The 13,705-nt window shown below is 55.1% G+C and carries 12 protein-coding genes and 1 rRNA gene (1 of these 13 cut by a window edge); 10 read left to right on the top strand and 3 right to left on the bottom strand.

From position 1 onward, the window contains the following. Positions 1-69: 69 nt before the first annotated feature. From RHM56_RS18950 to RHM56_RS18940, 3 genes are all read right to left on the bottom strand, one after another. Entirely contained in the window at positions 70-342 is a 273-nt protein-coding gene (locus RHM56_RS18950) for a TfoX/Sxy family protein (protein WP_322234939.1), read from the bottom strand. Positions 343-587: 245 nt separating this feature from the next. Then, the gene (locus RHM56_RS18945) at positions 588-929 is read right to left on the bottom strand and encodes a pentapeptide repeat-containing protein (protein ID WP_322234937.1); all 342 of its coding nucleotides are present in this window, start codon (positions 927-929) and stop codon (positions 588-590) included. 92 nt (positions 930-1,021) lie between these two features. Next, entirely contained in the window at positions 1,022-2,578 is a 1,557-nt protein-coding gene (locus tag RHM56_RS18940; protein ID WP_322234935.1) for an AAA family ATPase, read from the bottom strand. Between the two features lie 115 nt (positions 2,579-2,693). Between RHM56_RS18940 and mrcB the strand changes: the two genes are divergently transcribed. The 10 genes from mrcB to RHM56_RS18890 all read left to right on the top strand — a co-directional run. Continuing rightward, positions 2,694-5,018, top strand: a complete 2,325-nt coding sequence (gene mrcB / locus RHM56_RS18935; RefSeq protein ID WP_322234933.1) for a penicillin-binding protein 1B — start codon at positions 2,694-2,696, stop codon at positions 5,016-5,018. A gap of 16 nt (positions 5,019-5,034) precedes the next feature. Further along, entirely contained in the window at positions 5,035-5,778 is a 744-nt protein-coding gene (locus RHM56_RS18930; protein WP_322234931.1) for a tetratricopeptide repeat protein, read from the top strand. Then, positions 5,778-6,107, top strand: coding sequence for a YqcC family protein (locus tag RHM56_RS18925; RefSeq protein ID WP_322234929.1), 330 nt, complete (start codon positions 5,778-5,780; stop codon positions 6,105-6,107). The genes RHM56_RS18930 and RHM56_RS18925 overlap by 1 nt, the downstream gene beginning before the upstream one ends. Before the next feature lie 432 nt (positions 6,108-6,539). Continuing rightward, positions 6,540-8,264, top strand: coding sequence for an acetolactate synthase 3 large subunit (locus tag RHM56_RS18920; protein WP_322234927.1), 1,725 nt, complete (start codon positions 6,540-6,542; stop codon positions 8,262-8,264). 2 nt (positions 8,265-8,266) lie between these two features. Further along, positions 8,267-8,758, top strand: a complete 492-nt coding sequence (gene ilvN / locus RHM56_RS18915) for an acetolactate synthase small subunit (protein ID WP_019410366.1) — start codon at positions 8,267-8,269, stop codon at positions 8,756-8,758. Between the two features lie 51 nt (positions 8,759-8,809). Next, on the top strand, positions 8,810-9,826 hold the full coding sequence (gene ilvC, locus RHM56_RS18910; protein ID WP_048383755.1) for a ketol-acid reductoisomerase: 1,017 nt from the start codon (positions 8,810-8,812) through the stop codon (positions 9,824-9,826). Between the two features lie 145 nt (positions 9,827-9,971). Continuing rightward, positions 9,972-10,829, top strand: a complete 858-nt coding sequence (pssA, locus tag RHM56_RS18905; RefSeq protein ID WP_322234924.1) for a CDP-diacylglycerol--serine O-phosphatidyltransferase — start codon at positions 9,972-9,974, stop codon at positions 10,827-10,829. A gap of 63 nt (positions 10,830-10,892) precedes the next feature. Continuing rightward, positions 10,893-11,906, top strand: coding sequence for a protein-methionine-sulfoxide reductase catalytic subunit MsrP (gene msrP, locus RHM56_RS18900; protein WP_322234922.1), 1,014 nt, complete (start codon positions 10,893-10,895; stop codon positions 11,904-11,906). Continuing rightward, a complete protein-coding gene (msrQ, locus tag RHM56_RS18895) occupies positions 11,906-12,520 on the top strand; it encodes a protein-methionine-sulfoxide reductase heme-binding subunit MsrQ (protein ID WP_322234920.1) in 615 nt (204 codons plus the stop codon). Before msrP ends, msrQ begins: the two co-directional genes overlap by 1 nt. 490 nt (positions 12,521-13,010) lie before the next feature. Next, a 16S ribosomal RNA gene (locus tag RHM56_RS18890) occupies positions 13,011-13,705 on the top strand (it continues 842 nt past the right edge of the window).

The following is a 13,705-nucleotide window of genomic DNA, read 5'->3' as shown; positions in this document are numbered from 1 at the left end:
TAACAATTCTCATTTTCAAGTCAACACCTGTTTTTGAGCTTTTTCTGCGGCCCCGATAAACGGTGCCGGCTAGCTTTTTTTCAGCGTCGACAAACTCTCCACCTGCTTGTTCAGAAACGCTTTTCGCTCCGTCGGAATGTCGTTCCAGTGAACGTCCAGCAGGGCTCCTTCAATGGCATACAGCAGCACTTTCGATGCTCGAAAGCCTCGAGCCTTGACGGCTCGGTAGGCATCAACCGCGCCAAGGCGCCTTAAGTCCGAGGCACTGTGAATGCCGACCGCGTGCAGCCATTGTGCTGAGGTTTTTCCAAGGTTTTTCAGATGCTGGAGTTCATCGTGCATCAGCCCTCCTTGCGACGGCGTGAGCTCAGCGTGTACGAGATAAAACGAATTTCTCTGAGTGTAGCGGCTGATAGGAAAATCGCCGTGCGTTAGTCGGTTTTGGAACAAGCAGGGGGTAGGTAGGAAGAAGTTTGCGCTAGGCCAATCTGAGTAAATCGTTGAGATGCCGAGGCTAGAGCATCTGCCACGCGCATAGAGTCCCAGCCCAACGCCGCGCGTGTGTTGGAACGGGTGTCGTATTTGCTTTATTTGGGGCGGTAGCGCAAACGCGTGCCGAAATTGACTGACATCAGAATTTCATCAGCCGTCAGCTCGACCGGGAAATACGCGCCTGAAATTTGCGCATGGGCGAGGCTGGCACCTTCGAGACACGTATGACGCAAGTCCACGCCGCGCAGATCTGCCGAGCGAAAGTAGCCATCGGTAAAGTCCACCTCATCGGCATTTAACGTTCGCAAGTCCAGCCCGCGAAAGTCTCCGCCGCGCATATCGATGCGTCCGGGTGGGCGCTGTTGGTTAAACCCGTTGATATCGTCTTTATGCAGTAACGAGTAGAGCGCCGATTCAAGCAAGGCTGGGCGGCTCATGGGGCGTCTCCTGATGGATGTGCGCGCTAGTATTATAGTGCCACTATTGGTGCGCCGCGAAACCCTTGCAGTTTCGCGGCGCGTACCCGCACTTATAGACCAGGTAGGCGTTGGCGGATATCGCTAATCAGCGTATCGAGGCTTTTGCTGTTGTTGGTTTCAACGCGCTTGCTGCGCAGGATTTCATCCGCGCCTAGCGCTTCGCGGCTAGCTTGTTGTGCTTTCACGACTTCAATGGTTGCGTCCGATGGGTCGTTGCCAATGCTTTTGCGATGAGCCAGCCAGCCTTCGATCACGGCGTCTGGCGCGGTGCAATCGAGGATCAGACACGGTACGCCAGTGGCCTCTGCCACTTTGGCTGCGGCATCGCGTTGCTCGCGATTGAGATAGGTCGCGTCAATGACCACGGGGAAACCTGCACGCAGAACGATGCCAGCCAGTTCATGCAGTTTGTTGTAGGTAGCAGCGCTGGCGTCGGCGCTGTAAATGCCTTGGCCGACGGCGTTGTCCGTGTTTTGTTCGCCGAACAATTGTTTGCGGACAACGTCGGAGCGCAAACGAATGGCCCCCAGAGATTCAACCAGACGCATGGCAACGGAGCTTTTACCGACAGCCGAAACGCCATGGGTAATGGTCAGGAAGCGTGAAGGAATCGTGCTGTAGCTTTCCGCCAGGTTGGCGTAGTTGCGGTATTGGCGCAGTGTGGCGGCGCGCTGAACGGCGCTGGCCTCGGCTGGCATGCTGAACAGGCTGACTTTGGCGCGAACCAGAGCGCGGTAGGCTTTATAGAAGTTCAGCAGCTCAAGGCCTTGGTAGTCGCCAGTCAGTTCCAGGTACTGGCTGACAAAACGTCGTGCCAGGGATTTAAGGCCACGGTCTTCAAGGTCCATGGCCAGGAACGCTGCGTCGGCGTACACGTCCGTAAAGCGGAAAGGCTCGTTGAATTCGATACAGTCGAAAATCACCACCTTGCCGTCGAGCATGGTTGCGTTGCCCAAGTGAATATCACCGTGGCATTCGCGGATAAAGCCTGCTGCCTTGCGCTGCTCCAGAAGCGGTTTGAGGCGGGTGAAGCTGGCTTCAGCCCAGGCCTGGAGTGCGTCGAGTTGCTGCAAGTCGGCCTTGTCCGAAAGGAAAGGGCGAATCTGGTCGAAGTTCTGACGCACCGGCTCCATGACGGCTTCGGGCGTGCCTTGATGGTGATCCAGCGCAACATGCGGGGCATGCGCATGGAAATGGGCGATTTGCTGGGCCATCTCGTCGATGTGCGCGGCAGTCAGTTCGCCATTGGCTTGCAGTGTGCTCAGCAGTTGGCTTTGTGGGAATTGGCGCATTTTCAGCGCGTATTCGATGACTGGGCCATCACCGCCCAGTTGGGGCGCTTCAACGGTGCCGGTGATTGGCAATACGTCGAGGTACAGACCTTCGGTCAGGCGTTGGTTGAGGCGCAGTTCTTCGTTGCAAAAGAATTCGCGGTCGTTGAGTTTGGTGAAGTCAAGAAAGCCGAAGTTAACCGGTTTTTTGAGTTTGTAGGCATAGGGCCCGGTGAGGATGACCCAGGAAATGTGGGTCTCGATAACCTGAAACCCGTTTGCTTCGTGCGGGTATAACTTCGAGTTTTGTAACGCGGCAATCAGGTTCTGGCTCACAGGCGGTCCTTCTAAGGCGGGAAAATTCGATGCGCCATTATGGCTGTTGACAGCGGTCGTGCAAACCGCCGGACGCGCATGATGAACATGAGCAAAGTGCGTATAATCTCGCGCCATGACTCGAACTCGATCCCCCCGCACTCGCTCCAAACGTCCTTCTGGCGGCCTTCGGCCCTGGCTGGGCTGGGCCCTGAAGCTCAGCCTCGTCGGCCTGGTTGTGCTGGCAGGTTTTGCTGTTTACCTCGATGCCATCGTTCAGGAGAAGTTCTCCGGTAAGCGCTGGAGCATCCCTGCCAAGGTTTATGCGCGACCGCTGGAGCTGTTCGTCGGCCAAAAGCTGAGTAAGAACGACTTCCTGACGGAGCTCGATGCGCTGGGCTATCGCCGCGAAAGTGTGGTCAATGGCCCCGGCGCGGCTTCGGTAAATGGCAACACGGTTGACCTCAACACGCGAGGCTTCCAGTTTTATGAAGGCGCTGAGCAGGCGCAGCCAGTGCGTGTGCGCTTTTCTGGCGACTATGTATCAGAACTTTCCGCGACCAACGGCGCCAAGTTGCCCGTTGTACGGCTTGAGCCGCTGTTGATTGGCGGTATTTATCCGAAGAACCTTGAAGACCGCATTCTGATCAATATCGATCAAGCACCGCCGTACCTGCTCGATACGCTGGTAGCGGTAGAAGACCGCGATTTTTATCATCACTTTGGTGTGTCGCCCAAGTCGATCATTCGGGCCATGTGGGTCAACACATCGTCCGGGCAAATGCGCCAGGGCGGCAGTACGTTGACGCAACAGTTGGTTAAGAACTTCTACCTGACCAACGAGCGCAGCCTGACCCGCAAACTGACCGAAGCGATGATGGCGTTGCTGTTGGAGATGCACTACGACAAGCGCGAGATCCTTGAGGCTTACCTCAATGAGGTGTTTGTCGGCCAGGACGGCCAGCGTGCCGTGCACGGTTTTGGCTTGGCCAGTCAGTTCTTCTTCAGTCAGCCGTTGTCTGAACTCAAGCTGCACCAAGTGGCGTTGCTGGTGGGAATGGTCAAGGGGCCTTCTGCTTACAACCCGCGTCGTTACCCTGAACGGGCGCTAGAGCGCCGTAACCTGGTGCTCGATTTGCTGGAACAGCAGGGTGTTGCGACTGCCGAGCAGGTTGCCGCTGCCAAGAAGATGCCGCTGGGTGTGACTAAGCGAGGCAGTCTGGCGGACAGCTCGTTCCCGGGCTTCCTGGACCTTGTCAAACGTCAACTGCGTGAGGATTATCGCGACGAAGACTTGACCGAAGAAGGGCTGCGGATCTTCACCAGTTTCGATCCGATTCTGCAGATGAAATCTGAGGCGGCGGTTGGCGATACGTTTAAGCGTCTGGCCGGGCGCAAAGGCTCGGATGAAGTCGAAGCGGCGATGGTGGTGACCAACCCTGAAACCGGTGAAGTTCAAGCGTTGATCGGCAGCCGCTTGCCAGGCTACGCGGGTTTCAACCGGGCACTGGATGCGGTTCGCCCAATTGGTTCGTTGATCAAGCCGGCGGTCTATCTGACGGCGCTTGAGCGGCCGAGCCAGTTCACGCTGACGAGTTGGTTGTCGGATGAACCGATATCGATCAAAGGAGCCGATGGCCAGGTCTGGACGCCTCAGAACTATGACCGGCGCTCGCACGGCACGATTTTCCTGTATCAGTCGATGATGAACTCCTACAACCTCGGTACCGTTCGGTTGGGGCAGCAAGTCGGTGTGCCTAATGTGCTCAAGACGCTTGCGCGGCTTGGTGTTGAACGCGAGTTTCCAGCGTTCCCATCGATGCTGCTGGGCGCCGGGGCTCTGAGCCCGATGGAAGTGGCGACGATGTATCAGACATTGGCCAACGGTGGCTTTAATACGCCAATGCGCGGCATTCGCAGTGTGTTGACGGCTGAAGGTCAGCCGCTGAAACGTTATCCGTTTCAGATCCAGCAGCGCTTCGACCCGGCTTCTATTTACCTGATTCAGACCGCGATGCAGCACGTGATGCGCGAAGGTACGGGGCGTTCGGTCTATAACGTGTTGCCGAAAAATCTCACGTTAGCGGGTAAAACCGGTACCAGTAACGATTCGCGTGACAGCTGGTTCGCAGGTTTCAGTCAGGACTTGCTGGCGGTGGTGTGGCTGGGCCGTGATGACAACGGCAAAACGCCCTTTACTGGCGCGAGCGGTGCTTTGCAGGTGTGGACCAGCTTTATGAGCAAGGCTGATCCATTGCCGCTTGATATGCCGCAGCCGGACAACATTGTTCAGGCCTGGATTGACCCGCATACCGGGCAAGGCTCTGCCGCCGACTGCCCGGGTGCGGTGCAGATGCCGTATATTCGCGGCAGTGAGCCGCCTGCGGGGGCCGGTTGCAGCGCGCAGGCGCCAGCGACAGGCGAAGCCGTGATGGATTGGGTCAAGGGCTGGTTGAATTAAGCAAAGAGGGTTTGACGTGAATAAGTGGTGGATTCCGGCTGTTTCAGCCCTGGCTTTGCTCAATGGTTGCGCCAGCGTGCCACAGGGGTCGATCCCTGTGGTCGATTCCGGTGTTCCGGTGTCGAACAGCGAACGCGTTTCGTCGCAGCGCACGACAAATAGTTATCCACAGGCTGCTGCGCCGCGTGCCACGCAGGCTCAGGCGATTCCTCAGGATTCGGGTGTGGTGGTGATGATTCCGGGTGGCGGCGCGGCCGTTTCGACGCCGATCAGCAGTGAGCCGTTCACGCCAGGGCCGATTACCCCAGGCCCGGCAGCGGTTGCGCCGATCAGTACTGGCAGCTACACGCCGTCAACGACGTACAGTGCGCCGGCACCTATTACGCCGAGCGGCATTCCGTCCAGCAGCAGCAGTGGCCTGGCCGCTGATGAGCAGTTAGATGGGCCGGTGTTGGCGTTGTTGACTACGGCTCAGCAGCAACAGGCGAGTGGCGACTTGAACGGTGCTTCGTCGAGCCTTGAGCGGGCGCAGCGCGTGGCGCCTCGTGAACCTCAAGTGCTTTACCGCCTGGCGCAAGTGCGTATGGCCCAAGGCGATGCAGCCCAGGCTGAGCAGTTTGCTCGTCGTGGTTTGACCTTTGCCAGTGGCCGTCCGGATTTGCAGGCGAGCTTGTGGGGGTTGATCGCCCAGGCACGTGACAAACAAGGGGATGCGGCGGGCGCTGCACTGGCACGTCAAAAAGCCAAGGTCAGTCTCTGATGGATTTCCGATTTGGGGCGATTGCCGAACAATTATTGCTGATTGAACGTGAGTTGCGCGTGCAGGGCTGGTGGGACGAGGTGTCTCCCAGTGCTGAAGCGCTGAGCAGTGTTGAGCCATTTTCTGTCGACACGCTGGACTTCCATCAGTGGTTGCAATGGATCTTTCTGACAAGGATGAAGCAGATCCTTGAGCAGGATCTTCCTCTGCCCAATGCGTCGGGGATTCTTGAGATGGCCGAGATGGTATATGCCGATCGGCCACTAGAGAGCCTTGGGTTGCGGACTGCGCTGAAAAAGTTCGACCAATTGATCGTCGACGCTCGTTAATTGCCTGGCTGCCGGTTTTTTCGGCAGTCTTGCGCATATTTCTACCGCTTTGCGCCATTTATGCGAGTTTTATCCCTCCTCAAGTAGGTTTCTTCTATGTTCTCATGCGCTTAGTTGGAAAAAAGCGCAATTATTGCTTGACTTGGAGAGGCTGAAACAGAAGAATCCAAAGTCCGCTGTACAGGGACTGCCAGAAGCAGACCCTCTCAGCAGATCATGAGGCGCATACCCGCGCCGACCTGTTACACCCGCAACGCGTTACCTCGCGCTGGGTGGGAAAACCCCGCAACATTTGGGGAGCTCCCAATACTTGCTCAGTCAGTGCTGACGTAGTCGGCGACCACCGTCGCTCATGCTCTGCTGAGAAGTAAACCTATTAAGACCCGTTCGTATTTTTGTGAACGGTATTCTGGCGTTTTAGAGGTGAACAACGTGGAGCTTTTATCTGGCGGTGAGATGCTCGTCCGCTTTTTGCGTGACGAAGGTGTCAAATATATCTACGGGTACCCTGGTGGTGCTCTCCTGCATGTCTACGATGCACTGTTCAAAGAACCGGACGTTACCCACATCCTGGTTCGTCACGAACAAGCTGCGACCCATATGGCTGACGGCTACGCCCGTGCTACCGGTAAAGCCGGTGTGGTACTGGTCACTTCCGGGCCGGGTGCTACCAACGCCATCACCGGTATTGCGACTGCCTACATGGACTCCATTCCGATGGTGATCATTTCTGGTCAGGTGCCTAGCACTATGGTCGGGACTGATGCTTTCCAGGAAACCGACATGATCGGTATTTCGCGGCCTATCGTGAAGCACAGCTTCATGATCAAGCATGCGTCGGAAATCCCGGAAGTCATGAAAAAGGCGTTCTACCTCGCGCAATCCGGCCGTCCTGGTCCGGTGGTGGTCGACATTCCGAAAGACATGACCAATCCGGCTGAAAAGTTCGAATATGTTTTCCCGAAAAAAGCCAAGCTGCGCTCTTACAGCCCGGCTGTTCGTGGTCACTCGGGACAAATCCGCAAAGCGGTAGAAATGCTGCTGGCGGCCAAACGTCCGGTTCTGTACGCAGGTGGTGGCGTTATCTTGGGTGGCGGTGCTGCGCCGTTAACCGAGCTGGCGAAAATGCTCAACGTTCCCGTTACCAATACACTGATGGGCTTGGGTGCGTACCCGGGCACAGACCGTCAGTTCATTGGGATGCTCGGCATGCACGGCAGCTTTACCGCCAACATGACCATGCACAACGCTGACGTCATCCTGGCGGTGGGCGCGCGTTTTGATGACCGAGTCATCAACGGTGCTTCCAAGTTCTGCCCGAACGCCAAGATCATTCATGTCGACATCGACCCGGCATCCATCTCCAAGACCATTAAGGCAGACGTGCCGATTGTCGGTCCGGTCGATAGCGTGATGACCGAAATGGTTGCGATCCTCAAGGACATTGGCGAGAAGCCAAACCCTGAAGCGGTTGCTAACTGGTGGAAGCAGATCGATGAGTGGCGCGGTGACCGCGGCCTGTTCCCTTACGACAAGGGCGACGGCAGCAAGATCAAGCCACAAGCTGTGATCGAGATGCTTTGCGAAGTCACCAAGGGCGATGCTTTTGTGACGTCCGATGTGGGCCAGCACCAGATGTTTGCTGCTCAGTATTACCGTTTCAACAAGCCTAATCGCTGGATCAACTCGGGCGGTCTGGGCACGATGGGCTTCGGTTTTCCGGCTGCGATGGGTGTAAAACTGAGCTTCCCTGATGCTGACGTCGCTTGTGTGACGGGCGAGGGCAGCATTCAGATGAACATTCAAGAGTTGTCGACGTGCCTGCAGTATGGCTTGCCGGTAAAAATCATCAGCCTGAACAACGGTGTTCTCGGCATGGTGCGCCAGTGGCAGGACATGAACTACGGCAGCCGTCACTCGCACTCTTATATGGAGTCGCTGCCTGACTTCGTCAAGCTGGCCGAGGCTTATGGGCATGTGGGTATTCGGGTCACCGATCTCAAAGACCTGAAGCCTAAGATGGAAGAAGCCTTCGCCATGAAAGATCGCCTGGTGTTCCTGGATATTCAGGTTGATACCAGTGAGCACGTTTATCCGATGCAGATCAAAGATGGCTCCATGCGCGACATGTGGCTGAGCAAGACGGAGCGTACTTAATCATGCGGCACATTATTTCTTTGCTTCTTGAAAACGAACCCGGTGCTCTGTCTCGCGTTGTCGGGCTGTTCTCGCAACGTAACTACAACATCGAAAGCCTGACGGTAGCGCCCACTGAAGACCCGACTCTGTCGCGTCTGACGTTGACGACCGTGGGGCATGATGAGGTGATTGAGCAGATCACCAAAAACCTGAACAAGCTGATCGAAGTGGTCAAGCTGGTGGATTTGTCGGAGAGTGCTCACATCGAGCGCGAGCTGATGCTGGTTAAGGTCAAGGCTACGGGTGCTCAGCGCGCAGAGATCAAGCGCACTACGGATATTTTTCGTGGGCAGATCGTTGATGTCAGCGCCAGCGTGTATACCGTGCAGTTGACGGGCACCAGCGACAAGCTCGACAGTTTCATCCAGTCGATTGGTACCGCTTCGATCCTGGAAACAGTTCGTAGTGGCGTGACGGGTATTGCCCGTGGCGACAAAGTACTCAGCATCTAAAACCTAACAAGTGCTAATGGCCTGAATGGCCTGGATACATAAAGGAAAATCATGAAAGTTTATTACGACAAAGACTGCGACCTTTCGATCATCCAGGGCAAAAAAGTAGCCATCATCGGTTACGGCTCCCAGGGTCACGCTCAGGCGTGCAACCTGAAAGATTCCGGCGTGGACGTTACTGTCGGTCTGCGTAAAGGTTCGGCTACTGTCGCCAAAGCTGAAGCTCATGGTCTGAAAGTTACTGACGTAGCCAGCGCTGTTGCCGCTGCTGACCTGGTTATGATTCTGACCCCGGACGAGTTCCAATCGGCCCTGTACAAGAACGAAGTCGAGCCGAACATCAAGAAGGGCGCAACTCTGGCCTTCTCCCACGGCTTCGCGATTCACTACAACCAGGTTGTTCCGCGTGCTGACCTCGACGTCATCATGATCGCGCCAAAAGCGCCGGGTCACACTGTACGTTCCGAATTCGTAAAAGGCGGCGGCATCCCTGATCTGATCGCGATCTATCAGGACGCTTCGGGCAACGCTAAAAACGTAGCCCTGTCGTATGCAGCTGGCGTGGGTGGCGGTCGTACCGGCATCATCGAAACCACGTTCAAAGACGAAACCGAAACTGACCTGTTCGGCGAACAAGCCGTTCTGTGCGGCGGTACTGTTGAGCTGGTTAAAGCCGGTTTCGAAACCCTGGTTGAAGCGGGCTACGCGCCAGAAATGGCTTACTTCGAGTGCTTGCACGAGTTGAAGTTGATCGTTGACCTCATGTACGAAGGCGGTATCGCCAACATGAACTACTCGATCTCCAACAACGCTGAATACGGCGAGTACGTAACCGGCCCAGAAGTGATCAACGCAGAATCCCGTCAAGCAATGCGCAACGCTCTGAAGCGCATTCAAGATGGTGAATACGCGAAGATGTTCATCAGCGAAGGTGCTACCGGCTACCCATCGATGACCGCCAAGCGTCGTAACAACGCTGCTCACGGCATCGAAGTCATCGGTGAGCAACTGCGCTCGATGATGCCTTGGATCGGCGCGAACAAGATCGTCGACAAAGCCAAAAACTAAGTCAGTACGATGCAGAGAAAACGCGGCCTAGGCCGCGTTTTTTCGTTTAAGCGGCGGCTTCTGGTATAAAGCAGGATCGTTTGCGGGTGAGTGTTGGTCTGCAAGCCTCTATTGAAACTTTCCATATCGTTGCAAGGTAATGTCCATGAGCGAACGTCCCGAAGAGCCAAAACAGGCTCCTGACGCCGATAGCCTGCTACCTATCGATGAGCATGTCGAAGAAGGGCATGACGCTGAAGGTCGCAAAGTCCGGCATCGTGGTATCTATCTGCTGCCGAACCTTTTCACGACTGCGAACCTGTTCGCCGGTTTTTATTCGATCATCAGCTCCATGAGTGCTCAAAGCGCCATGAGTGCGGGTGATGCGGCGGGTGCAAGCAAGTATTTTGCGTTTGCGGCCATTGCGATTTTTGTGGCCATGGTGCTGGACGGCCTCGATGGTCGTGTTGCTCGTATGACCCATACCGAAAGCGCTTTTGGCGCTGAATACGATTCCTTGTCGGACATGGTCGCCTTTGGTGTGGCGCCCGCGTTGCTGGCGTTTGGTTGGGCATTGGGGGACATGGGTAAGGTTGGCTGGATGGTTGCCTTCATTTATGTCGCAGGCGCTGCTTTGCGTTTAGCTCGTTTCAATACGCAGGTCGGAACTGCCGACAAGCGTTACTTTATCGGTTTGGCCAGCCCGGCTGCCGCCGGTGTTGTCGCGGGTATTGTCTGGGCGTTCAGTGATTACGGAATCCAGGGCTCGAAAATGTCGTTTTTGGTGGCCTTGCTGGTGGCTGCGGCGGGCATGCTGATGGTCAGCAACATCAAGTACAACAGCTTTAAAGAGCTGGACTTGAAGGGGCGCGTGCCATTTGTGGCGATCCTGGCGGTGGTGCTGGTGTTCGCAGTGGTTTTCAGTGATCCGCCGCGCATTCTGCTGCTGGCCTTCCTGGCGTATGCCGCATCGGGGCCGATTCAGTATTTATTGCACCTGCGGCGTAACAAAGCCGGCCAGTGATGTAATTTCTCCCATACTCCGTAGTCTATTGGGGCATCAGTCCTCCAATACTGCGGAGTTGCCATGCTCATCAAGCTGCCAAAAGCGTCCGACTGCAAAGAGTCGGACGTCACCCCTGAATCCTTCTATTTATCCCGTCGTGCATTGCTGGGTAGCTCGCTTGCAGGATTAGCGGTAGGCGCTCTTCCGCGCTGGGCGAATGCTGATGAGGCTTCGCGCTATGCAGAGGTTGAGCCGGGCAAGGCGCCAGGCTGGTTTGCTGAAAAGCTGCCGCAAACCAAATGGCAAGCGATCACGGTCAAGGGTGAGGCGATCACGCCCTTCAAGGATGCTACGCACTACAACAACTTTTATGAGTTTGGCACTGACAAAGGTGACCCTGCGCAAAACGCGGGCGCTTTGAAGACCGAGCCGTGGACAGTGGTTGTGGACGGGGAGGTGGGTAAGCCCGGGCGCTACGCGCTTGAGGATTTCATGAAGCCTTATCAGTTGGAGGAGCGAATCTACCGTTTGCGCTGTGTTGAAGCCTGGTCGATGGTGATCCCCTGGATGGGTTTTCCATTGTCTGAATTGCTCAAGCAGGTTGAGCCGACTTCGAAAGCTAAATACATACGTTTTGAAACCTTACAGGACCCAAAGGTGATGCCGGGCCAGCGTTCGGGGTTTGCTTTGATTGACTGGCCTTATGTAGAAGGTTTGCGCCTGGACGAGGCGATGAATCCATTGGCGATATTGGCGGTGGGGATGTATGGCCGCGAATTACCTAATCAAAACGGTGCTCCGCTGCGTTTGGTGGTGCCGTGGAAGTATGGTTTCAAGAGTGTGAAGTCGATTGTGCGAATCAGCCTGGTTGAGATGCAGCCGAAAACCACATGGCAGAGCATTGCTGCGGATGAGTATGGTTTCTACGCAAACGTGAACCCGCAGGTCGATCATCCTCGCTGGACGCAGGCCCGGGAGCGGCGTCTGCCGAGCAGTTTGTTCAGCCCGAACGTGCGGGATACGCAGATGTTTAATGGCTATGCAGATGAAGTCGCTTCTTTATATACCAATCTGGATTTACGGAAGAACTACTGATGCGATTTCCTCTTTGGCGTTGTGGCGTATTTATAGCGGCGGCGATCTGGCCTTTGTATTGGCTCTATGAGGCGTGGAGTTTTGCCTTGGGGCCGGACCCGGGAAAGGTGCTGGTCGACCGTCTTGGTCTCGGAACACTGATTTTGTTGTTGGTGACGTTATGTATGACGCCCATGCAAAAACTGACGGGATGGCCAGGGTGGATTGCTGTCCGGCGCCAAATCGGTTTGTGGTGCTTTGCTTACGTGGTACTGCATTTGTGTGCCTATTTATTCTTTGTGCTCGGGCTCGACTGGTCGCAATTGGGGGTAGAGCTACGTAAGCGGCCTTACATTATTGTTGGTAGCTTGGGGTTCCTGTGCTTGCTGGCGCTGGCGGTGACATCCAATCGCTACAGTCAAAGGCGTATGGGGGGGAGTTGGAAGAAGCTCCATCGATTGGTGTACGTAGTTTTGGGGTTGGGGTTGCTGCATATGTTGTGGATTGTGCGAGCTGATCTCAAAGAGTGGTCGATCTATGCCGTTGTAGGCAGCTTCCTTCTGGTGATACGGACACCGGCTGTGATGCGTCGAATTCCACGTCTATATAAGAAGAAACCACAAATTGTCACTTAAGTCTGAATTAGCCCTTGACTCAGATTTCCAACGGCCTATAATTCGCCCCACTTCCGGCGCAGTCGAAACGGAAAACTCCTTGAGTATCAATGAGTTGGATTGGTTTTCGGCAGTGCCAGCTTCAAGTCATCGAAGCAGGAAATGAGGTGTTGACAGCAGCGTGTAACGCTGTAGAATTCGCCTCCCGCTAACGAGAGATCGAAAGCGAAAGTGGTTGAAGTTGTTAAAGATTTCCAAGCGAAACTTTGAAAACTTCTTAAATAACCGCTTGACAGCAACAGAGGCTGCTGTAGAATGCGCGCCTCGGTTGAGCGAAAGCTTAACCAACCGCTCTTTAACAACTGAATCAAGCAATTCGTGTGGGTGCTTGTGGAGTCAGACTGATAGTCAAAAAGATTATCAGCATCACAAGTTACTCCGCGAGAAATCAAAGATGTAACCAACGATTGCTGAGCCAAGTTTAGGGTTTTCTCAAAACCCAAAGATGTTTGAACTGAAGAGTTTGATCATGGCTCAGATTGAACGCTGGCGGCAGGCCTAACACATGCAAGTCGAGCGGTAGAGAGGTGCTTGCACCTCTTGAGAGCGGCGGACGGGTGAGTAATACCTAGGAATCTGCCTGATAGTGGGGGATAACGTTCGGAAACGGACGCTAATACCGCATACGTCCTACGGGAGAAAGCAGGGGACCTTCGGGCCTTGCGCTATCAGATGAGCCTAGGTCGGATTAGCTAGTTGGTGAGGTAATGGCTCACCAAGGCTACGATCCGTAACTGGTCTGAGAGGATGATCAGTCACACTGGAACTGAGACACGGTCCAGACTCCTACGGGAGGCAGCAGTGGGGAATATTGGACAATGGGCGAAAGCCTGATCCAGCCATGCCGCGTGTGTGAAGAAGGTCTTCGGATTGTAAAGCACTTTAAGTTGGGAGGAAGGGCATTAACCTAATACGTTAGTGCTTTGACGTTACCGACAGAATAAGCACCGGCTAACTCTGTGCCAGCAGCCGCGGTAATACAGAGGGTGCAAGCGTTAATCGGAATTACTGGGCGTAAAGCGCGCGTAGGTGGTTTGTTAAGTTGAATGTGAAATCCCCGGGCTCAACCTGGGAACTGCATCCAAAACTGGCAAGCTAGAGTATGGTAGAGGGTGGTGGAATTTCCTGTGTAGCGGTGAAATGCGT

Origin of the sequence: Pseudomonas sp. CCC3.1 (genome assembly GCF_034347405.1) — a bacterium.
GTDB lineage: Bacteria > Pseudomonadota > Gammaproteobacteria > Pseudomonadales > Pseudomonadaceae > Aquipseudomonas.
The sequence above is the reverse complement of the archived record's forward strand: the minus strand, read 5'-3'. Positions and strand labels throughout refer to the sequence as shown.